At 70.1% G+C, this 20,870-nt stretch carries 16 protein-coding genes; 9 read left to right on the top strand and 7 right to left on the bottom strand.

Features of this window, described 5'->3' with window-relative positions; translation table 11 throughout:
• Window positions 1-133 precede the first annotated feature (133 nt).
• From FHX80_RS22355 to nsdA, 4 genes are all read right to left on the bottom strand, one after another.
• Window positions 134-2,587 (bottom strand): [protein-PII] uridylyltransferase, encoded by a 2,454-nt coding sequence (locus tag FHX80_RS22355; RefSeq protein WP_145765824.1) that lies wholly within the window; start codon window positions 2,585-2,587, stop codon window positions 134-136.
• A 31-nt stretch (window positions 2,588-2,618) separates the two neighbouring features.
• Entirely contained in the window at window positions 2,619-2,957 is a 339-nt protein-coding gene (locus FHX80_RS22350; RefSeq protein WP_145765823.1) for a P-II family nitrogen regulator, read from the bottom strand.
• Entirely contained in the window at window positions 2,954-4,294 is a 1,341-nt protein-coding gene (locus tag FHX80_RS22345) for an ammonium transporter (RefSeq protein ID WP_145765822.1), read from the bottom strand. Before FHX80_RS22345 ends, FHX80_RS22350 begins: the two co-directional genes overlap by 4 nt.
• A gap of 403 nt (window positions 4,295-4,697) precedes the next feature.
• On the bottom strand, window positions 4,698-6,176 hold the full coding sequence (gene nsdA / locus FHX80_RS22340) for a transcriptional repressor NsdA (RefSeq protein ID WP_145765821.1): 1,479 nt from the start codon (window positions 6,174-6,176) through the stop codon (window positions 4,698-4,700).
• A 427-nt stretch (window positions 6,177-6,603) separates the two neighbouring features.
• Between nsdA and FHX80_RS22335 the strand changes: the two genes are divergently transcribed.
• On the top strand, window positions 6,604-7,263 hold the full coding sequence (locus FHX80_RS22335) for a bifunctional DNA primase/polymerase (RefSeq protein ID WP_145765820.1): 660 nt from the start codon (window positions 6,604-6,606) through the stop codon (window positions 7,261-7,263).
• Window positions 7,264-7,491: 228 nt separating this feature from the next.
• Here FHX80_RS22335 and ftsY read toward each other — a convergent pair whose 3' ends face one another.
• On the bottom strand, window positions 7,492-8,688 hold the full coding sequence (gene ftsY / locus FHX80_RS22330; RefSeq protein ID WP_145765819.1) for a signal recognition particle-docking protein FtsY: 1,197 nt from the start codon (window positions 8,686-8,688) through the stop codon (window positions 7,492-7,494).
• A gap of 277 nt (window positions 8,689-8,965) precedes the next feature.
• Between ftsY and FHX80_RS22325 the strand changes: the two genes are divergently transcribed.
• The 4 genes from FHX80_RS22325 to FHX80_RS22310 all read left to right on the top strand — a co-directional run bounded on the left by FHX80_RS22325 (window position 8,966) and on the right by FHX80_RS22310 (window position 13,644).
• A complete protein-coding gene (locus FHX80_RS22325; protein WP_145765818.1) occupies window positions 8,966-10,081 on the top strand; it encodes a tyrosine-type recombinase/integrase in 1,116 nt (371 codons plus the stop codon).
• Window positions 10,078-10,413 carry a helix-turn-helix domain-containing protein gene (locus FHX80_RS22320; protein WP_145765817.1) on the top strand — a complete coding sequence of 112 codons (336 nt, stop codon included), beginning with the start codon at window positions 10,078-10,080 and terminating at the stop codon, window positions 10,411-10,413. Before FHX80_RS22325 ends, FHX80_RS22320 begins: the two co-directional genes overlap by 4 nt.
• Before the next feature lies 1 nt (window position 10,414).
• Window positions 10,415-11,890: a recombinase XerD gene (locus FHX80_RS22315; RefSeq protein ID WP_145765816.1), complete on the top strand. Its 1,476-nt coding sequence runs from the start codon at window positions 10,415-10,417 to the stop codon at window positions 11,888-11,890.
• 530 nt (window positions 11,891-12,420) lie between these two features.
• Complete coding sequence (locus tag FHX80_RS22310; RefSeq protein WP_244318379.1) at window positions 12,421-13,644, top strand: MFS transporter; 1,224 nt, start codon at window positions 12,421-12,423, stop codon at window positions 13,642-13,644.
• 227 nt (window positions 13,645-13,871) lie between these two features.
• Here the strand turns inward: FHX80_RS22310 and FHX80_RS22305 are convergent, their stop codons facing one another.
• Complete coding sequence (locus tag FHX80_RS22305) at window positions 13,872-14,159, bottom strand: hypothetical protein (RefSeq protein WP_145765815.1); 288 nt, start codon at window positions 14,157-14,159, stop codon at window positions 13,872-13,874.
• A 140-nt stretch (window positions 14,160-14,299) separates the two neighbouring features.
• Between FHX80_RS22305 and FHX80_RS22300 the strand changes: the two genes are divergently transcribed.
• The 4 genes from FHX80_RS22300 (at window position 14,300) to FHX80_RS22285 (ending at window position 18,893) form a co-directional block, all read left to right on the top strand.
• Window positions 14,300-15,691: a purine-cytosine permease family protein gene (locus tag FHX80_RS22300; RefSeq protein ID WP_145765814.1), complete on the top strand. Its 1,392-nt coding sequence runs from the start codon at window positions 14,300-14,302 to the stop codon at window positions 15,689-15,691.
• Between the two features lie 56 nt (window positions 15,692-15,747).
• On the top strand, window positions 15,748-16,713 hold the full coding sequence (locus FHX80_RS22295; RefSeq protein WP_145765813.1) for an LLM class flavin-dependent oxidoreductase: 966 nt from the start codon (window positions 15,748-15,750) through the stop codon (window positions 16,711-16,713).
• Window positions 16,714-16,923: 210 nt separating this feature from the next.
• Window positions 16,924-18,006: a hypothetical protein gene (locus FHX80_RS22290; RefSeq protein WP_145765812.1), complete on the top strand. Its 1,083-nt coding sequence runs from the start codon at window positions 16,924-16,926 to the stop codon at window positions 18,004-18,006.
• A 23-nt stretch (window positions 18,007-18,029) separates the two neighbouring features.
• Window positions 18,030-18,893 carry a DUF3592 domain-containing protein gene (locus FHX80_RS22285; RefSeq protein ID WP_145765811.1) on the top strand — a complete coding sequence of 288 codons (864 nt, stop codon included), beginning with the start codon at window positions 18,030-18,032 and terminating at the stop codon, window positions 18,891-18,893.
• Between the two features lie 531 nt (window positions 18,894-19,424).
• Here the strand turns inward: FHX80_RS22285 and FHX80_RS22275 are convergent.
• Window positions 19,425-20,843 carry a sugar porter family MFS transporter gene (locus FHX80_RS22275; protein WP_145765810.1) on the bottom strand — a complete coding sequence of 473 codons (1,419 nt, stop codon included), beginning with the start codon at window positions 20,841-20,843 and terminating at the stop codon, window positions 19,425-19,427.
• Window positions 20,844-20,870: the final 27 nt, after the last annotated feature.

Genomic DNA, 20,870 nt, shown 5'->3' with positions numbered 1-20,870 from the left:
GGTCCTCAGGGTCGGGGGCGGGTGGCAGGTCGGTCGTCCCCCAGGGTATCCGGACCCCGGAGAACGCAAAGCCCTCGCCCGGTACTCGTGACGGACGAGGGCGACTTCACGGGGTGTTCACCCGGCCGGGGGATCAGCCGAGCGCCTTCTCGACCTCCTGGGCCAGCTCCGCGGCGCGTGCGGCGGGCAGTGGCCCACCGTCCGTGTCCGTGACGTAGAAGGCGTCCACGGCATTGGCCCCCAGCGTGGACACATGCGCGCTGCGGACCCGTACCGCGCTCTGTTCCAGCGCCCGGCCGATCCGGTGCAGCAGTCCCGGGGCGTCCTGGGCGCGCACCTCGATCACCGTGGCCAGCTGCGAGCCGGCCGCCGCGACCGTGACCCTCGGCGGCGGGGCCTTCACCCCGCGGCGGCGCGGGTAGGCCGCCTCGCGCTCGGCCAGCCGGGACCGGATGTCCAGCGATCCGTCCAGGGCGCGTACGAGGTCGGCGCGCAGCCGGGCGGCCTGGGGCAGCGATCCGTACTCGGCCGCGACCCGCCAGCTGAGGAGCAGCACATCGGCGGAGTCCCCCAGTTCGGTGGGGAGCTCGACGGCCCGCAGGTCCGCGGCGCGGACGGTGAGGCGGTGCAGGGCGAGGACCCCGGCGGCGGCGGGAAGGACGCCGGGCCGGTCCGGGAGGGCGATGAGGAGTTCGACGCCGATGGGTTCGGGGGCGCCGTCCTCGTCCGTCGACTCGGTCTGGGCGTGCAGGGCGAGGACCGGCTCACCGGTGCGCAGGGCCTCGATGGCCAGGCGTTCCTGTTCCACGCCGGGGGCGGCGGGTTCGGGCTCCTCGGGCGCCTCGCCGGCGAGGACCGCCGCGACGCGTTTGACCAGCTCGGTGACGAGGGAGGCGCGCCAGGTGGACCAGGCGGCGGGTCCGGTCGCGAGCGCGTCGGCCTCGGTGAGCGCGTGCAGGAGCTCCAGGGTGGAGGCGGTGCCGACCGCTCCGGCGACGGAGCGGACGGTCGCCGGGTCGTCGAGGTCGCGGCGGGTGGCGGTCTCGATGAGCAGCAGGTGGTGGCGTACGAGGGTGGCGATGACGCCCACGTCGTGCTGGTCGAAGCCGATCCGGGCGGCCATGTCCCGGGCGATGACCTCACCGGCGACGGAGTGGTCGCCGGGCCAGCCCTTGCCGATGTCGTGCAGCAGCGCGGCGACGAGCAGCAGGTCGGGGCGGCCGACGCGGCGGGTGAGGGAGGAGGCGCGGACGGCCGCCTCGACGAGGTGGCGGTCGACGGTCCAGGTGTGGACGGGGTTGCGCTGGGGCCGGCAGTGGACCCGTTCCCAGTCGGGCAGGAGCCGGGTGATCAGCCCTTCGGCTTCGAGGGCCTCCCAGACGGGGACGGTGGCCTCGCCCGCGCCGAGCAGGGTGACGAGTTCCTCCCGGGCCTCGGCCGGCCAGGGCACGGGCAGCGGCTTGGCGGTGGTGGCGAGGTGGCGTACGACGTGGCGGGAGAGCGGGAGTTCGGACTGGGCGGCTGCGGCGGCGGCGCGCAGGACGAGCACCGGGTCCCGTTCGGGGCGGGCGGTGCGGGCGAGGACGACTTCGCCGTCGGCCTCGACGACGCCGTCGGCGAGCGGGCTGCGGTCGACGGCCGGGGTCCGGCCGCCGCCCAGCATGGCGCGCAGCCGGGGGCGGACCGAGCGGGCGCGCAGCACCCGGTTGACCTCGCGCCAGGTGACGTCGGTGGCGTACGAGACGGTGCGGGCGGCCTCGTACACCTGGCGCAGCAGCGCATCGGAGTCGAGGAGGCCGAGGTCGGTGGCGACCTGGTCCTGCTCCTGGAGGGCGAGGCGGTCGGTGGCGCGGCCGGTCGTGAGGTGCAGTGCGTCGCGGGCGTCCAGCAGGACGCGTCGGGCCTCGGCGAGCCCCTCGCGGGGTGCGTCGGCGACCCAGGAGGCGGCGACGGCGCGCAGGGCGGTGGCGTCGCGGAGTCCGCCGCGGGCCTCCTTGAGGTCGGGTTCCAGGAGGAACTGAAGCTCGCCCTGGCGGTCGGCCCGTTCGCGGCAGAGCTCGTCGAGCGCGGGCAGGCGTTTGGTGGCGTGGTTGCGCCAGTCGGCGAGGATCGCGGTGCGCAGGGAGGCGACGAGGCCGAGGTCCCCGGCGACGGGCCGGGCGTCGAGGAGGCCGAGCTGCACCTTGAGGTCCTCGCCCGCCGTTCTGCGGGCTTCGGCGGGGGTGCGTACGGAGTGGTCGAGGGCGAGGCCGAGGTCCCAGACCGGGTACCAGATGTGGTCGGCGAGGGCGGCGACGGCTCCGGCGTCGGCGGTGCCGTCGTGCAGGAGCAGCAGGTCGAGGTCGCTGCGCGGGGAGAGTTCGCCGCGGCCGTAGCCGCCGACGGCGACGAGGGCGGCGCCGCGGACACCGGCGTGTGCGGCCGCGGCGGCGAAGAGGGCGGTCAGCCAGTCGTCGGTGAGCGAGGCGAGGGCCGCACGGCGCGGCGGCCCGGGCTGTGCCTTCTCCTGGAGGAGGCGCAGCCGGGCCGCCGCATAGCCGCTGGGTCCCGAGTCCTCGGATTCGGTGGTCACTTCGGTACTCGTCACCCAACTGCCTTTCCGTTTAAGGAACTGTCGGTCAGAGTGCGTCCGGGCCGCGTTCGCCGGTACGGACCCGGACCGCGGTCTCGACCGGCACGCTCCAGACCTTGCCGTCACCGATCTTGCCGGTCCGGGCGGCCTTGACGACGACGTCGATGAGCTGTTCGGAGTCCTCGTCCTCGACGAGGACCTCGATGCGGATCTTCGGGACGAGGTCGACGGTGTACTCGGCGCCCCGGTAGACCTCGGTGTGGCCGCGCTGACGCCCGTAGCCGCTGGCTTCCGTGACCGTGAGGCCCTGGACGCCGAAGCCCTGGAGGGCCTCCTTGATCTCGTCAAGCCGGTGGGGCTTCACGACTGCGGTGATGAGCTTCATGCGTCCACCTTCTTGTTGGTCGGGGCTGTCGCGGGGGCCGTGGAGCGCGCGGACGAACCGCCGCCGGCGCCGCTGAAGTCGTACGCGGTCTCGGCGTGCTCGACCTGGTCGATGCCGGAGACCTCGTCGTCCTCGTCGACCCGCATCCCGATCGTCTTGTCGAGGATGAGGGCGAGGACCGCGGAGACGACCAGAGAGTACGCGAGGACGGCGAAGACGCCGACGGCCTGCTTGCCGAGCTGGTCGAGTCCGCCGCCGTAGAAGAGGCCCTTGGCGTCGGACTGGACTCCGCCGGTGGCGAAGAGGCCGATGAGCAGGGAGCCCGTGATGCCGCCGACGAGGTGGACGCCGACGACGTCCAGGGAGTCGTCGTAGCCGAACCGGTACTTCAGACCGACCGCCACGGCGCACAGGACACCGGCGATGGCACCGACCGCGATGGCGCCGAGCGGGCTGATGGCACCACCGGACGGGGTGATGGCTACGAGTCCCGCGACGGCGCCGGAGGCGGCGCCGAGGGTGGTGAAGGAGCCGTGGCGGAGCTTCTCGTAGCCGAGCCAGGCGAGCATCGCGGCGGCGGTGGCGACCTGTGTGTTGACGAACATGACCGCGCCGACGCCGTCGTCGTTGCCGAGCCACGAGCCGGCGTTGAACCCGAACCAGCCGAACCAGAGCAGACCGGCGCCGAGCATGACGAGCGGCAGGCTGTGCGGCCGCATCGGGTCCTTCTTGAAGCCGACCCGCTTGCCGATGACGAGGATCACGCCGAGCGCCGCGGCACCGGCGTTGATGTGGACGGCCGTACCGCCGGCGAAGTCGATGACACCGAGCTCGTACAGCCAGCCGCCCGCCCCCCAGACCCAGTGCGCGACCGGGAAGTAGACGACGGTGACCCAGAGGGTGATGAAGAGCGCCCAGGAGGTGAACTTGACCCGGTCGGCGAGAGCACCACTTATCAGGGCCGGGGTGATGATGGCGAACATCAGCTGGAAGACGGCGAAGACGTAGACCGGGATGGTGTAGCCGTCCCAGAGCTGGGTGACACCGATCCCGCTGAAGCCCGCGAAGTCCGAGCTCCAGCCGATGAAGGACCCGATGTCGGTGCCGAAGGCGAGGCTGAATCCGTACAGCACCCACAGGATCGTGACGATCCCGAGGCTGATGAAGCTCATCATCAGCATGTTGAGGGTGCTCTTGACGCGGACCATGCCTCCGTAGAAGAAGGCCAGGGCCGGAGTCATGATCATCACCAGGGCGGAGCAGATGAGCATGAATCCGGTGTTGGCGGCAGAGAGCGTCGGGGCGTCTGCTGCGAGCGTCGTGATGCCTGGGGGCATCGGCGTCTCCTCGTCGTCGGTGCGGCCGCGTGCGGGCGATGGGGGCACAACCACGTGCGGGACCACTGGGGAAAAGGTGCGGGCCGGTTATGCGCCATGAGATTCGCCCAGTGCCGTTTCCGCCGATGCCGCACGGTGTTTCGCCGCAGTGACGAAGGGGAGCGACGTGTTACGTCCCCATGAACCGCCCGTGCCGCATCCGCGCTCGGGCCTACTCTGCGGCCCTGGCCGCATACGGTGCGGTTACGACGCTCCGGTACGGGAACGACCACACGAACCGGCCACGGCGACCACCCACTGACCTGGCAATCGGGGGAGCCGAAGTCGGTCTGTGCGGGGTGGCCGTCGTGGCCGGGGCAGGGGTGCCGCCGGACCGCTACGGCGGTCCCGGGCAGGGGTGCCGCTAGACCGCTTCGGCGGTCTCGGGCAGTTGTTCGGTGAGGAGATCGGTGAGCCGGGCGACCTCGGGAATGTCCCCGAAGTCCCTGGCCGCGGTGTCGACCGTCTTGCGCAGCCGGGTGTTGACGCGCTCGGAGCGGACCTTCTTGGCGACGCGCAGGGCCTTCTCGGCGAGCACGGTGGACTCCTCGGGCTCGCGCTTGAGGAGGTGGACCGTGGCGAGTCCGATCAGGTTGAGGGCGTAGGACCGCTGGTGCTCGTCGTCCTCGCCGAAGAGCTCGACCGCCTTGCGCATGACGGGTTCGGCAAGCGAGGCGTACGTGGGGCTGCGGCCGGCCACATAGGCCAGGTCGCGGTAGGAGTGGGAGTTCTCGCCGTGGAGCTCCGCGTCGGAAAAGAACCGGATCCAGTCGGGCTCGGGCTCGGCCTCGCCGTCGATGCCCACGTCGGCGAAGGTGTCCTCGGCCATCCGGACGGCTCGTTTGCACTTGCTGGGCAGGCCGATGTTGGCGTAGGCGCGGGCCTCCATCGCATACAGCATGGCCTGGGTCCGGGGGGTCGCGCAGTCCCTGCTGCCGTACTGCGCGAGGTGGATCAGTTCGAGGGCGTCGTCGGGCCTGCCGAGGTGGATCATCTGGCGGCTCATGCTGGACAGGACGTACGAGCCGAGCGGCTTGTCACCGGCTTCCTTGGCGGCGTGCAGGGCGAGGACGAAGTACTTCTGGGCGGTGGGCTGGAGGCCCACGTCGTAGCTCATCCAGCCCGCGAGCTCGGCCAGTTCGGCAGCGCAGCGGAACAACCGCTTCGCGGTGGCGGCGGGCTGCGGCTCCTGGAGCAGGTCGGTGACCTCGTGGAGCTGACCGACCACGGCCTTGCGGCGCAGTCCGCCGCCGCACTGCGCGTCCCACTGGCGGAACATCGCGGTGGTGGACTCCAGCAGGTCGAGTTCCGGGCCGGAGAGCCGGGAGGGGCGGCGGGCGGCGGCCGGGTCCGGCTCCGCGGCGGCGGCGGGCACGACGGGCACCAGCCAGCGCTGCATGGGTTCGATGAGGGCGGGGCCGGCGGCGAGGGTGAGGGAGCTGCCGAGGAATCCGCGGCGGGCGAGCATCAGGTCGCTGCGGGAGAACTCGCTGAGCAGGGCGACGGTCTGCGGTCCGGCCCAGGGCAGATCGACGCCGGCCACCGACGGGGCCTGGTGCGCGGTGCGTAACCCCAGGTCCTCGACGGCGACGACGGTGCCGAAGCGTTCCGAGAACAGCTCGGACAGGATGCGCGGGATCGGTTCGCGCGGCTGCTCACCGTCGAGCCAGCGCCGCACCCGGGAGGTGTCGGTGCTGATGTGATGGGCGCCCATCTGGCGTGCCCTGCGGTTCACCTGTCGGGCCAGCTCGCCCTTCGACCAGCCGCTGCGCACGAACCATGATCCCAATTGCCCGTTCGGGCGCTTACCGGCATTCGCATCGCCTGCGCCACTGCCACTCACTGGAACGCCCCCATCCCGCCGAATACCGTCCGCCGCGAACCACTATCAGAATGCCGTGAACCGATGACGCCCGTACGGAGGTTGCACACCATCGAACAGAAAGTCGATTTGCCTGCGGCATACCCATGGGAGCACATACTTCCATGGTTCGTGTACCGACGGTAATCCTACGATCACCCCCTCAGGGAGGGAGATTGCGGAAACGCCACCATTCGCCACCCCTTCGGATGAACGCCACTGCAGCCGGGCGCGATTCACTTGACAGACAGCGATCACCAGTAGGTGCAAAGGCGCATTCGGGGGCGTGCGAACGAGGTCAGGCACCCCGGTGCACGCCCCGCGCCCGAAGGGATCACCAAGGACGGCGGAGTGCCACGATGGAACTCCGGTCCGTAACCACCGGCGAGTTGGACCCGTTGGAGGGGGCATGGGCTTCACGATCGGCGGCATCCGCGAATTACGGTCCGGTTCACGACGTCGCGGCCGTGCGGCCGAGGGCACCGCGGTGGCCGAGTACACGGGACTGTGGGGCTGGGCCGTCGCCCCGGGGGCGCGGGCCGCGGAAGGCAACTGCTCGTGCGGGGATGCCGGTTGCGCCTCCCCCGGCGCACATCCGCTGGACTTCGCGCGGGAGGTTCCCGCCGGGGCGACGCTCGACACGGCGGCGCGCGCGTGGGCCGAGGTGCCGGGCGCCTCGATGCTGCTGCCGGTGGGCCGCAGCTTCGATGTGCTCGATGTCGCCGAGACGTCCGGGCGCCGGGCGCTGGTACGGATGGAGCGGATGGGGCTGCCGCTGGGCCCGGTGGCGGTCACCCCGGCCGGACGGGCGCAGTTCTTCGTGGCACCGGGCGCCGCCGCCGGACTCCCCCAGCTGCTGTACCGGATGGGATGGGACGACGCGGAGCTGGACCTGAGGGCGCTCGGACTCGGCTCCCACATCACCGCACCGCCGTCGGACCAGGGCGGCCTCGGCCCGGTCCGCTGGCTTCGGCCGCCGGCTCTGGACACCGCGGCGGCGCCACCGGAGGCACGGCTGCTGCTGGGCACGCTGGCGTACGTCTGCCACCGGTGGGCCCCCTGCGGATGAGCCGCCGCGGGGCTGTCCGACGGTTCGTGACACTGGTTCGTGACGCTGGTTCGCCACACGGTTCGTGACGCCGGTTCGCGACGCGGTTCCTGACGCCGGTTCGTGACGCTGATTCGCCACGTCGTTCATCACGCGGTTCGTGACGCCGTTCCTCACACCGTTCGTCGCAGCGAAGAGCCCGGCCGCATGGGTCATGCGGCCGGGCTCCTTACTGCCTGCGGCAGGGGGTCAGTCCCCGATCAGGGCGTCCACGAACGCCTCCGGGTCGAACGGGGCCAGATCGTCCGGCCCCTCGCCGAGCCCGATCAGCTTCACCGGTACGCCCAGCTCGCGCTGGACGGCGATGACGATGCCGCCCTTGGCGGTGCCGTCGAGCTTGGTGAGGACGATGCCGGTGATGTCGACGACCTCGGCGAACACCCGGGCCTGCACCAGGCCGTTCTGCCCGGTGGTGGCGTCCAGGACGAGCAGGATCTCGTCGAGCGGTCCGTGCTTCTCGACCACCCTCTTGACCTTGCCGAGCTCGTCCATCAGACCGGTCTTGGTGTGCAGCCGGCCCGCCGTGTCGATCAGTACGACGTCGGCGCCCTCGGCGATTCCCTCCTTCACCGCGTCGAAGGCGATCGACGCCGGGTCACCGCCCTCGGGTCCGCGCACGGTGCGGGCGCCGACGCGCTCGCCCCAGGTCTGGAGCTGATCGGCGGCGGCGGCCCGGAAGGTGTCGGCCGCGCCGAGCACGACGCTGCGGCCGTCGGCCACGAGCACCCGGGCGAGCTTTCCGGTGGTGGTGGTCTTGCCGGTGCCGTTGACACCGACGACCATCACGACGCCGGGGGTGTCGACGCCGCTCTCCGTCTTGACGGCACGGTCGAAGTCGGTGCCGAGCAGGGTGAGGAGCTCCTCGCGCAGGAGCGAGCGCAGACCCTCGGGGGTGCGTGTGCCGAGGATCCGGACGCGTTCCCGGAGCCGTTCCACCAGTTCCTGGGTGGGGGCGACGCCGACGTCGGCGGTGAGGAGCGTGTCCTCGATCTCCTCCCAGGTGTCCTCGTCGAGGTTGTCCCGGGACAGGAGCGTGAGCAGCCCCTTGCCGAGGGTGTTCTGCGAGCGGGCGAGCCGGGCCCGCAGCCGTACGAGACGGCCTGCCGTGGGCTCGGGAACGTCGAGCGCGGGGACCGCGACGGCCTCCGGGGCCTGCTCGTCGGCGGCCTCGGCGGGCGGGAGCCCGACCTCCTCGATGGTGCGGCGCGATTCGTCGCGCGGCGTTTCGGCCTCCTCGCCGACATGGGGCTCGGCGGGAGGAGTGATGGTCGGCGTGCTCGACGGTGCCGGGGGCAGCTGCTTCTTCTTGCGGCTGCTGACCACGAGCCCGCTGATCACGCCGACCGCGACCAGGGCGATGACTACAGCAAGGATGACGAATTCCATAACCCACCCAGTATCGGTCACGAAAGGTGGGGAATCGCAGAAGGTGCGAACCCGTGACGGTGCGCGTACGAGCAATCACGGCTCGCCGGAGTCCGTCCGGCAGAACACCTCTGAGCTGCGTGTCTGGTGCAGTCGAGAGTGTTTATACACGTCAGCACAGGGCTACAGCCGCTCCTTCGGTCTCCACCCACACAATGTGATGACCGCGCGTGTCCTTGCTCTGACCAGCGTCGTTCGCAGAACATGCGAATTTTTCGCGATCCATGCGAGGCGGCCCATGGCGCCCATTGACGGATCGGCTCACCTGTATCTGGCGGCCGGTGTGCCCCTACTGCGCCCGGAGGACCAGGTCTTCCAGGCGATGCTGGACGGCTGGCGCAACCAGCAACTGGCCCGCAATCTCAGCTTCGGTACGGTCGAGCAACGAGAAGCGCTCATCCGGCGCTTCCGAGCCTTCACCGACGCCGACCCGTGGCTATGGACGGCCGCGCACGTGGACGAGTTCACCACCGAGGCGCGAGGAGTCCGGCGGAACAGCCGCTCGACGGTGCTCGGCTATCAGACCGGGATCAGGCTCTTCATGGGCTATCTCACCGATCCTGCCTACGGCTGGTCGACCGAGTGCGAGACACGGTTCGGCACCCATCCCGTGCAGGTCTGCCATGAGTGGAACACTGCCCGCCACACCCAGGAAGCCCAGGCAGGGCCCGGCAAGCGAGCCCTCACTCACAACGAACTGCAGGCGCTGTTCGATCATGCCGACGAGCGCGCCGTGGCCGCGCAGTCCTCCGGCCGCAAGGGGTGGCTCACCGCCTTCCGCGATGCCACGTTGCTGAAGGTCGCATACAGCTGGGGCCTGCGCCGCAACGAGGTCCGACGCCTCGAACTGTGCGATCTGGGCAGCAATCCCAGGGCTCCGGAGTTCGGCAGCTACGGCATCGTCCACGTCCGCTTCGGGAAGGCCATGCGCGGTTCACCGCCCAAACGGCGGGCCGTGCTGACGGTCCCGTTGTTCGACTGGGCGACGGACGCCCTCGGGCAGTGGGTCGAGGAGGTCCGCCCGTTGCTCGCAGAGGCCGACTCCCCCGTTCTTTGGCCCTCGGAGCGAGGATCGCTCCTGTGTCTCTCCTCCGTGACGTCCCTGTTCACGCGCTGCCGGCACGAGCTGGGGCTAGCGGAAGGACTGGACTTCCACTCGCTGCGGAGGTCGTACGTTTCCCACCTCATCGAGGCCGGCTACGACTCTCTGTTCGTGCAGCAGCAGGTCGGCCACGAACATGCGTCGACCACCACGATCTACACGCACGTTTCTCCCGATTACCGGGCCCGCACCGTGCGGGCTGCCCTGGATCGCATCGGGCACCGAGTGGCTGTGGGGGAGGTCGCTCCATGAACCGTTCGGTGACGTACTCCTGGCGTTTGCGGGAGATCATGGCCGCACGCGGCCTCAACAACATCTCCGACTTGATTCCGCTTCTCAAGGATCGGAGCATCGACCTGTCAGCCTCACAGATCTACCGCTTGGTCGGCCAACGTCCGGAACGCCTGTCACTGGCCTTGCTCGGCGCCCTCTGTGACGCGTTGGAGTGCAGCGTCGAGGACCTGTGCCGATTCGGAGTACAGACCACTCAGCAGCCCCGTCAAGCGGCCTCCGGCGGGCCCACGGTCATCGACCTGAACAGCACCATCCGCCCGCGACGGGCACGAGTACGACGGACTGATTGATATGCCCCGCTGCAAGAAGCCCTGCGCACGCTGCGGCGTCGTCAACGGCCGCTACGGCGTCGCCAAATGGCCCGAGGGATTTGTCTGCGGCCGCTGCTACTACCGTGCCATGCAGTGCCACGGCGCCTGCCCAGCCTGCGGCGTCGAACGGCTCCTGCCCGGCCTCAACACAGACCGCATCCCCATCTGCCGCGATTGCGCAGGCATCCCCCGTGACTTCCACTGCACACGCTGTGGAGAAGAAGCCGACCGCGGCCGTCGAGGCCTCTGTCACCGCTGCTGCCTCCAGGACGACCTGGCGACCCTTCTCGATGACGGCACAGGCCAAATTGCGCCGCCGCTGCGACCGCTCGTTGATGCCTTGACCACCCAGGATCGACCGGTCAGCGCCCGGCTATGGACCCGATTCCCACACGTCAAGACGCTTTTGCGCGGACTCGCAGACGGCAGTCTGGCCCTCGACCACGAGACCTTCGACAACTTCATTCCACGGCATGCCGCAGAGCACACACGCGAACTTCTCGTCACTATCGGGATCCTGGCGGAACGTAATCGGGCCGAGGTGGAATTTCTACGCTGGCTGGAGTGGAAGACGCCGCAGATCGCCAACCCCGAGGATCAGCAGCTTGTTCGCCGCTTCGCTACCTGGCACCATCTACGGCGGCTGCGTGAGCTCGACGCCCGTGGGGCTGTCGCGCCGACGACCGTGGCCCGGGCCCGCGCCGATGTCCGCGCCGGAGCCGACTTCCTGGCCTGGCTGCGGGAGCGCGACCGCAGCCCTATGACCTGTGCACAAGGTCACGTGGACGAATGGCTCGCCACCGGCACAGGCACCCGCCGCAGCGCGGCGACCTTCGTGCACTGGGCCGTTCGTACCCGCGTCATGGCCCCGGTCGACTTTCCCTGGATCCGCTCGGCCAAGCTCGATTCCATCGGCCAGAGCGAACGACTGCACTTCCTCCGACGCATCGCCGAAGACAGCTCTATCCGCCTCGAAACCCGAGTCCTCGGGCTACTCGTCCTGCTCTTCGCTCAGCCAGTGACACGGATTTCGCGCATGAGCATCAACGACATCGAGATCACCGACGAGGAGGTCATCGTCCACCTCACCGGTGGGGAACCCGTCCCTGTCCCCCACCCCTTTGACCACCTCTTTCGCGACTACCTGCCGCAACGACGCCACACGACAACTGCCCGCAACAACCGCACCCGCTGGCTCTTCCCCGGCGCCGTGCCTGGGCAGCCCTTGGCAATCGCGACCCTCCACAAAGGCCTGTGGGACAGCGGCATCCCCATCCGTCGCGGGCGGAACTCGGCCCTGCGCGATCTCGTCCTGGAGATGCCGCCGGCACTGGTGGCCAAGGCTCTCGGCTACAGCCCCCTCGCCACCGAACTGCACGCCGCGGAAGCAGGACATCCATGGGCGGGATACGCATCCATCCGCCGCTACCGCGGCAAACAGCTCCAGATCTTCTGAAGACACTCTCCTTGGGCGCTTCAGCGGGAGGGGATCGCCGTCTGAAGCGCACAATCCGGGGTGCCAGTAAGAATCGTGACGCCCCGGGTGCCTGTCTCTGTAGACACCCGCGCCAGGAGGCAGGAACGAGGCCTCCGGCAATCCTTCCGTGTGGCGAACGCCTGCCCGCCATCACCTCACCAGGGACGGGATCGTCGCGGGTGACGTTCCCATGGTGAGGCGTAGGCCAATATGAGGGTTGCAATGGTCAGGACGGCTCTCAGGCCTCCGAATGATGAGTCAGGACGATCTTGCCGCGCATGTGGCCTGCCTTCAATTGCCGGTGCGCCACGTCGGCCTGTTCCAGCCTCGGACGCCTAGATCCTGGCGGCGTGGAAGGAATTCGAGCCACGTTCGCGAGCCCGGAACCACCTGCCCGCCCTGCAGCACGGCTATTCGGCCAATGTGGCCTCAAGTCGTTCACGAGGCAGATGAGTTGTGCGTATGTTCAATCGGAGTGTGATCGACGTGAGCAAGCGGGAAGAGGCTGCATGGCGACGGCACCGTCGACTCGCTGGCACAGGCTGGCTGTGCTCTCGGCCCTGATGCTGGCCGCGTTTACTTTCAACACCACGGAGAATCTGCCGATCGGGCTGCTCAATCTCATCTCGGCCGACGTGCAGGTGTCACTCTCGGCGGTGGGCTATCTGGTCACCGCCTACGGGCTGACCGTCGCCCTGGTCTCCCTGCCTCTCGCGCAAGCCACCCGGTCCATGCCGCGCCGCCATGTGCTCACCGTGCTGCTGGCCGCGCTCGTCCTGTCCAGCCTGATCTCGGCGCTGGGCTCCAGCTACTGGCTGCTGATGATCGCCCGGCTGGTGACCGCGCTCGCCCAGGCCCTGTTCTGGGCGGTGATGGGACCGGTGGCGGTTGGCCTGTTCCCACCGGCTGTCCGGGGGCGGGTGATCGGGGTGCTGTCGGTGGCCGGTTCACTGGCCCTGGTCTTGGGTGTCCCGCTCGGTACGTGGCTAGGCCAGCAGAGCACGTGGCAGGTCCCGCTCATCGTGCTGGCCGGGCTGGGGCTGGCCTCCCTCCTCACGATCGCTGTTCTCCTCCCGACGTCCCGCCCGGAGGAGGGGCACGCGGCCTACGGTTCGGCACCCGACAAGCGGCGGTTCCAGATCGTGCTGGCGACCACCGCCCTGTCCGCCACGGGCGCGTTCGCGGGCTATACGTACCTCGTGAAGTTCCTGGGTGACGTGAGCGGCTTCTCCGACACCTCCGTCAGCGCTCTGTTGATGGTCTCCGGCATCGCGGGCGTGGTCGGTGTGACGATCGCGGGGCCGCTCCTGGACCGCTACCCGCGCGGCACGCTGGCCCTACCGGTGGCCACCCAGGCGGCCGGCATGCTGAGCCTGTACGCGTTCGGCAGCGCCCCGGCCGGAGCCGTCGCGTGCCTGGTGCTGCTGGGCGGCTCACTCGGCCCGGTGTTCATGGCCACGCAGAACCAGATGCTGCGCTTCGCCCCCGGCCGTACCGAAATCGCCCTGGCGGCCAACTCCGGCGCCTACAACGCCGGGATCGCGGGCGGGGCACTACTCGGCGGCCTCGTCCTGCCCGCCTGGAACGTGCGGGCCACGTTCCTGATGGGCGGGCTGCTGACCGTCACCTCGCTCGCGGTACTGCTCACCGAGCGGATGCTGCCGCCCGCGGAGCAGAGCCGTCCGGCCGAATCCGACCGGACGGTGGACAGCAGCCCCGCCGAGCACCGCTGATACCGACGGGCGACGCCCCGCCGAGCCTCTCACCAGGCGTAAGACTCCGGGGCGGGCCCTCCGGGTCTGGGCGCCTCGCGGCCCTTTGCCCCCGGACGGGAACTCGCGACGTCTCAATATCCGACGTCGTCAGTCTGTGGCGGCAATAGGGGAATGCACGCGGCCGCCGAGGGCCGAGTGGGCGCCGGCACCCGGCACGGACCGGTGGAACTCCTGCCCCCACAGCCCTACCGCATGCTCAACCGCTCCGAGACCTCCGCCCCGGGCACCAGGCTCAGCCCGGCCCGGTCGAGGAAGCCGAGGAGCTCGATCTGCCCGCTCCCGGTGCCGTCGTCCCATTCGGCCACGGTCTCGGACGGGTCGTCGTGCCAGGTGCCGGGATCCTCGCACGGCTGTCGCTCGACACTGCCGACGCCGTGCCGGTAGCGCAAGTACAGGTACTGGCCGCCGGTCGTCCACGCGTCCCACTGGGCGGGGCACCCGGCACACGTCTTCACCACGCGAGCCAAGGTCATCTCCACGGCATCCTCCGGTCCGTTCCGGACGGCACCCGCCGGCCGGGACCCGGTCAGCTTGCCGGACACGGGCCGGGCGGCACCCATGAATTGAATACGGCCACAACCCCCGACACCTCACAAAAGGTACGATCCTGCCCGTGGAGACCCGTGGTCTGGACCCCGTGCCCGACGGCGAGCGCACCGGCCGGGTCCGAACCCTCTTCCCCACCTGGGTCGCGGCCAACATGGCCGTGCTGCTGCTCACCATGGGCGCGGGCCTCATCGTCTTCAGCGCACTGAGCTTCTGGCAGGTGCTGGTGGTCGCGGCCGCCGCCCCCGTCCTCTCGTACGGGATGGTCGGGCTGATCTCCATCGCGGGGAAGCACGGCGGCGCACCCGGCATGGCGCTCTCCCGGGCCGTCTTCGGGCAGCGGGGCAATCTGGCGCCCGGTGCGCTGATCTGGGTCGCCCGCTGGGGCTGGGAGACGATCAACGCGGTCACCGGTTCGTACGCCGTGCTGGCCGTGCTCGATCTGCTCTTCGGGGTCCGGAGCACCCCGGCCCTGATCATGGCGACCCTCACGGCCTTCGTGGCGGCCGGTTTTCTGCTGTCGGGGCTGGGGGCGCGGGCCCTGCTGGTGTGCTCCGCCTGGTCCGCCTGCCTCTTCGGCGGGTTCAGCATCCTCGTCCTGGCGTATCTGGCCGGTGCGACCCCGTGGCAGGACGTCCTGGACCGGCCGGCCGGACCGACCTCGATGATGATCGCGGGCATCGGCACCCTGGCGGCCGGCGGCATCAGCTGGGCCCCCACGGGCCCGGACTTCACCCGCTACCTGCCGCGCACCGCGTCCGGCCGGGCGATCGTCGCGGCGACCGTGGGCGGCGCTGGAATCGTGTTTCTGCCGATGGTGCTGATGGGAGCGGTGATGGCGGTGGGTACGCCGGGACTGGCTGTCACCCGGGATCCGGTCTCCTTCATCGGCGCATTGCTGCCGGACTGGATCTCGGTGCCGTATCTGCTCGTCGCCGTGATCGGCATGGTGCTGATCAATGCCATGTCGATGTATTCGGCGGGATTCACCGCGCAGACGCTGGGATTCCGCGTCCCGCGCGCCTGGGCGGTCGGCACGAATGCCGCGATCAGCCTGTTCCTGGGGACGCTGTTGATGATGGTCGCGAACAGTTTCATCGATCTGTTCATCTCCTTTCTGAATCTGCTCGCGGTGACGTTCTCGGCCTGGATCGGGGTCTTCGGCATGGACCAGTTGCGGGGGCGCGCATACGATCCGGTGGCGCTCCTGGACACCACTCCCGCCAGCGCCTACTGGTACACGGGCGGCTTCTCGTGGCCGGCCGTGGCGGCCTGGGCCGCGGGCCTGGTGGTGGGGCTGCTCTTCACCGGCGTGCAGTGGTTCGCCGGTCCGCTCGCCGCTACCTGGGCCGGGCGCAACGGGCTCGGCTGGGCCGTCACCATCGTCGTCTCGGGCGGCCTGTACGCGGCACTGCCGCGCCCCGGCTCACGGCGGGGCGCCACCGCCCTACACATCTGATGCCGCGTCAGCTAAGGTCCGGCTCGCCCAGCCCGTCCGGCGAAGGGGACAACGTCATGGCCTTCACAGTCGTCCGGTTCAACCTCGTCGACCCAGCCGCCACACCCGCCTCGCTCTCGGCCCGCTACCGCGCGGCCCTGGACATGGCCGCGTACGCCGACGAGCACGGCATCGACACCGTGCAGACCGAGGAGCACCACGGGGTCGCCAACTCCTGGCTGCCTTCCCCGTTCGTCCTCGCCGGTGCCGTCTTCGGCGCCACCGACCGGATCGCGGTCACGGTCTCCGCCATCATCGGGCCGCTGCACGACCCGCTGCGGCTGGCGGAGGACATCGCGGTGCTCGACCTGCTGAGCGCGGGCCGGCTGGTCACGGTGGCGGGGATCGGCTACCGGCCCGAGGAGTACGAGCGGGCGGGCGTCGAATGGGGCAGGCGCGGCCGGCTCCAGGACGAGTTGCTGGAGACATTGTTGCTGGCGTGGACCGGGGAGCCGTTCGAGTTCCGCGGCCGTACGGTCACGGTCTCCCCGCGCCCCTTCACCCGGCCGCACCCGCTGCTGCTGGTGGGCGGCAGCTCCCGGGCGGCGGCGCGGCGGGCGGCGCGGCTGGGGCTGCCGCTGTTCCCGAGCGCGCATCTGCCGGAGCTGGAGGCGTACTACCACGAGCAGCGTGCGGAGCACGGCACGGAGGGCTTCTGCATGATGCCCGCGGCCGAGACACCGTTGCTGCATGTGTCCGAGGACCCGGACCGGACGTGGGCCGAGTACGGGGAGCACTTCCTGCACGAGGCCCGCACGTACGCCTCCTGGCAGTCCAAGGACATCCGCTCGGCCGTCCGTTCGGCGGCGACGACGGTGGCGGAACTGCGTGACGAGGGCGTCTACCGGGTCGTCACCCCGCAGGGGTGCGCGGCGCTGGGCCGGGAGCTGGACAGCCTGGTGCTGCATCCGCTGTGCGGCGGGATGCCGGTCGAGGAGGGGTGGCGCAGTCTGCGGCTGTTCTGCGAGGCGACCGGCGACTGAACGGGGTCCCCGCAGTTCTCGCCGAACGAACAACGTCAGTCCCGGGAGCCTGCGTTGAGGCGCTCCGGCCGGCCCCGGCCGCCTTGGCCCCGGGTGAAACCGGGACCGCGTCGCACCACTTGAGGGGCACGATCGAGGCGGTCCCGCCGTGACCGCGAAGGTCGTCCACAGGTCTGTCGGCCGTCGGCCATGGCGTGCACAATCGGCCCCATGACGATGCCCGCGGGCGCGCCGCCCACGCACCACACACCCGCCGGCCTCGCCCTGGGGTTCCTGACGGGCGGGGTGATCGGGGCGTCGCTGACCGCCTTCATCAGCGGGTGCGTCGTCGAGAAGGTGCCGCTGATCGTTTTGGGGCTGGTCCTGCCCGCGGTCTACGGTCTGGTCCTCTTCGGCTCCACGCTGCCGCGGCGCGCCCGTGAGGCGGCCGTCGTACCGCGCACGGCGCTCGCGGTGATCGAGAGCATGGAGGCGGTCGGAGGTGAGACCAGCGACGTACCGGTGCGGTTCGAACTGACCGTGGCGCCGGACGAGGCGCCCGCGTACCGTGTCGAGATCCGGCAGGACATCAACCTCGTCGAATTGCCCGACTACCGGCCGCGCGGGGTCGTGGTGGTCGAGTATCCGCCGGACCGGCCGTGGAAGACGCGGATCGTGAAGCGGCCCACCCCGGAGTGGGAGGAGCGGGCTGCCGGGGCCCAGGTGGATTCGGTGCCCGGTCCGGCCATGGAGAGCGATTCCCCGGCGGGCTGTGCCGGCGGTCTCCTCACGCTCCTCGGCCTGCTGCTCGGCGCGGGCGCCGTGCTCCTGCTGTTCCGCGCCGACCTGTTCGGCCCCGCCGAGAGCGGCACCTCCCGGAGACCGTCCGTCTCCTCCTCCTCCTCGTCCACGACCACCGTGACGTCGGGGACCGGCACGGTCACCATCGGTCCGGGCCGGTCGATGCTCGACCGGGGCGAACTGCGCAAGGCCGTCGAGTCGTTGACGCGGGGCGCGGACGAGCGCCGGGCGCTCACCGTCGTCGTGCAGGACCGTCTGCTGACGATCGTCTTCTCCCCCACCGGCGTGACGAGCGCCGGGTTCGACCCGCGCTCCCTGCCCTACGATCGCCTCCCCGGCCTGGTCGAGGAAGCCAGGACCACTCTCGGCGTCGCCTCCCCGAAGAGCTGGCAACTGTCCGCCGACGGCGTCACCGGCTCGCTCACGCTGAGGGTCATGGTCACCGGCGACGGCGGCACGGGAACGCTGGAGGCGGACGGGCAGGGCAAAGTGCTTCGGCGCACCGGAAGTTGACCGGATCGACTGGGGGAGGGCGCATGGGGTGGGACGAGTTCCTGCTGTTGTGGTGTGCGGTGTGGGGTGTGGTGGCGCTGGCCGGGTGCGGCATGTCGCTGGCCGGGGTGACCGCGGAGCAGCGGACGGTCCGGCTCACGGGGCGGATCGAGCGGGTGCGGGAGCCCCGGCACGGTGGGTCCCGCAAGGGCGGGATATCGGTGGTCGTCTCCTACCGCGACCCGGCCTCCGGGCAGGAGGTCACCGTGACGAACGACGGTGAGTGCGGCGAGATGATCACCGCCGCGTGGGAGGGCCGGGAGATCGGGGTCAGCTACCCGCGGGGCAGACCGCACGTCCACCGGTTCTCCAACATCCCCGAGGAGCCCGGTCGCGGGCTGGGCTGGGCCGGCTTCGCGCTCTTCCTGGTCCACGTCGGGCTGGTGGTCCTCGCCGCGGTCGACCGGGGGTGGCCGTGGGCGCTGATCGGCTTCTGCGGCCCGTGGGCGGTCTTCGCCGCCTTTCACCTGCCCGGGACGGTACGTGCCAAGAACGATCGCCTCGGCAGGCTGGCCGCGATGGACACCGTGCGGGGCCGGGTCGTCGCGGTCCTGAAGGACGTCAGCGTCGACCAGGACGACGGCCACACCTGGACCACCATCACCCCGGTCGTGTCGTTCACCACCCGCGAGGGCACGTCTGTCACGGCCCTCTGCACGTCGCATCTGGCGGACCCCGCCGGCGCGTACGGCCGTGACGTCACGGTCCACTACACGCCCGCCGACCCGGCCGACTTCACTCTGGACCGCGCGGCCGAACACCGCTCGGAGGGTCAGGACGTGACGTTCAACATCCTGGTGATCATCGTGTTCGCGGCGACGGCCGTGGCGGGAGGGGTGCTCCTCTGAGGACGGGGAGGACGCTGGTGAGGCTCACGAGGCGGCCGGATCAGGTGAGCTGGCTTCGCTCCACGAGCATGGAGCCGCTGACGTTCGACGACGAGAACGTGCACCTGCGGGTCGGCCACGGAGTCTTCGAGCTCGACGAACCGCTCTTTGCGCGTAAATGGGTTCCCGGCACCTCCTGGTCACCGTCGAGACAGGTGGACGCCCTCGAAGCCTCCGGCGTGCACCGGCTGTTCCAGGAACAGATCAGCACCCGGGTCCGGGAACGCGGAGTACCGGTCTCCGACAACGACATGCCCACCACCGCCGTGCGCCTGCCGGACACCGAACACCTCTCGCTGCGGGAGATCGCCTTCCCGGCTGGTGATCCACACTGGCAAGAAGCGCGGCCCACACCCCTCACCCGCCACCGCTCGCCGGCCCGGGGCGCAGCCCTCAGCGTTGTCTTTCGGCGAGAGCCACCGGGACCCCCGAACGGCGTACGGCCCCGGCTCGCAGGCAATCGCCGGGGCCGTACGGATCCCAGGAAGGTGTTCAGCCCATCTCCTCCAGCTTCTTGCCCTTGGTCTCCTTGACGAACTTGATGACGAAGGGGATCGAGAGCGTGGCGAAGCAGGCGTAGATGATGTACGTGCCCGACAGGTTCCAGTCGGCCAGGCTCGGGAAGCTCGCGGTGATCGCCCAGTTGGCGATCCACTGCGCGGACGCGGCGACGCCGAGCGCGGCGGCGCGGATCCGGTTCGGGAACATCTCGCCGAGGAAGACCCAGACCACGACGCCCCACGACAGGGCGAAGAAGAGCACGAAGACGTGGGCGGCGACGAGCGCGACCACGCCCTGGGTGCTGGGGAGTTTGCCGTCGACCAGACCTGCGGAGAAGGCCCACGCCTCGAAGGCGAGGGCGGTGGCCATACCGCAGGAGCCGACGAGGGCCAGCGGCCGGCGGCCCACCCGGTCCACCAGAACCATCGCGATCACCGTACCGATGATGTTGATGATCGAGGTGGTGAACGAGTAGAAGAACGAGTCGGTCGGGTTGATACCGACGGACTGCCACAGCGTCGCCGAGTAGTAGAACGCCACGTTGATGCCGACGAGTTGCTGGAAGACCGACAGGCCGATACCGACCCAGACGATGGGCAGGAAGCCGAAGCGGCTGCCCAGCAGATCCTTGAAGCTCGACTTGTGCTCGCGGTGCATCGCGGTCTCGATCTCGGCCACCCGGGCGTCGAGGTCGACATCGTTGCCCTCGACCTCCGACAGGATCTTGCGGGCCCGCTCCTTCTTGCCGACCGAGATCAGGAACCGCGGTGACTCGGGGATCGCGAAGGACAGCAGCCCGTACAGGAGCGCGGGCACGACCATCACGCCAAGCATCCACTGCCAGGCCTCGAGGCCACCGATCTTGCCGCGCTGGTCGCCGTCGGCGATCTGCAGGATGCCGTAGTTGACCAACTGGGAGATGGCGATGCCGATGACGATCGCCGCCTGCTGGAAGGAGCCGAGGCGGCCTCGATAGGCGGGCGGTGAGACCTCCGCGATGTACGCCGGGCCGATCACCGAGGCCATGCCGATGGCGAAGCCGCCGATGATGCGCCACATCGCCAGGTCCCAGAGCGCGAACGGGAGCGCGGAACCGACGGCGCTGACAGTGAAGAGGACGGAGGCGATCTGCATGCAGCGGATGCGGCCGATGCGGTCGGCGATGCGGCCCGCGGTGGCCGCGCCGATCGCACAGCCGATCAGGGCGATGGCGATGACCTGGGCGAGCGTGGCGGAGCCGATGTCGTACCGGCTGCGGATCGCCTCGACGGCCCCGTTGATCACGGAGCTGTCGTAGCCGAAGAGGAAGCCACCCATCGCAGCGGCTGCCGTAATGAAGATGACATGGCCGAGGTGGTCCGGGTGGGCCGGTCTGGCTCCGGACTCCGGTCCCTGCGATGTGCTGGTCACATGAACTCCTGGTGCCTGGCCGCGAAC

The sequence above is a fragment of the Streptomyces brevispora genome (assembly GCF_007829885.1).
Taxonomy (GTDB): Bacteria; Actinomycetota; Actinomycetes; order Streptomycetales; family Streptomycetaceae; genus Streptomyces; species Streptomyces brevispora.
Note: the sequence above shows the minus strand (reverse complement) of the source record. Positions and strands in the feature narration are given on the sequence as shown.

Bases quoted from the DNA above. Each gene is read 5' to 3' on its own strand.
- FHX80_RS22350 (WP_145765823.1), bottom strand. From the start codon at position 2,957: ATGAAGCTCATCACCGCAGTCGTGAAGCCCCACCGGCTTGACGAGATC.
- FHX80_RS22345 (WP_145765822.1), bottom strand. From the start codon at position 4,294: ATGCCCCCAGGCATCACGACGCTCGCAGCAGACGCCCCGACGCTCTCT.
- FHX80_RS22335 (WP_145765820.1), top strand. From the start codon at position 6,604: ATGGGCTTCACGATCGGCGGCATCCGCGAATTACGGTCCGGTTCACGA.
- ftsY (WP_145765819.1), bottom strand. From the start codon at position 8,688: ATGGAATTCGTCATCCTTGCTGTAGTCATCGCCCTGGTCGCGGTCGGC.
- FHX80_RS22325 (WP_145765818.1), top strand. From the start codon at position 8,966: ATGGCGCCCATTGACGGATCGGCTCACCTGTATCTGGCGGCCGGTGTG.
- FHX80_RS22320 (WP_145765817.1), top strand. From the start codon at position 10,078: ATGAACCGTTCGGTGACGTACTCCTGGCGTTTGCGGGAGATCATGGCC.
- FHX80_RS22315 (WP_145765816.1), top strand. From the start codon at position 10,415: ATGCCCCGCTGCAAGAAGCCCTGCGCACGCTGCGGCGTCGTCAACGGC.
- FHX80_RS22310 (WP_244318379.1), top strand. From the start codon at position 12,421: ATGGCGACGGCACCGTCGACTCGCTGGCACAGGCTGGCTGTGCTCTCG.
- FHX80_RS22305 (WP_145765815.1), bottom strand. From the start codon at position 14,159: ATGACCTTGGCTCGCGTGGTGAAGACGTGTGCCGGGTGCCCCGCCCAG.
- FHX80_RS22295 (WP_145765813.1), top strand. From the start codon at position 15,748: ATGGCCTTCACAGTCGTCCGGTTCAACCTCGTCGACCCAGCCGCCACA.
- FHX80_RS22290 (WP_145765812.1), top strand. From the start codon at position 16,924: ATGACGATGCCCGCGGGCGCGCCGCCCACGCACCACACACCCGCCGGC.
- FHX80_RS22285 (WP_145765811.1), top strand. From the start codon at position 18,030: ATGGGGTGGGACGAGTTCCTGCTGTTGTGGTGTGCGGTGTGGGGTGTG.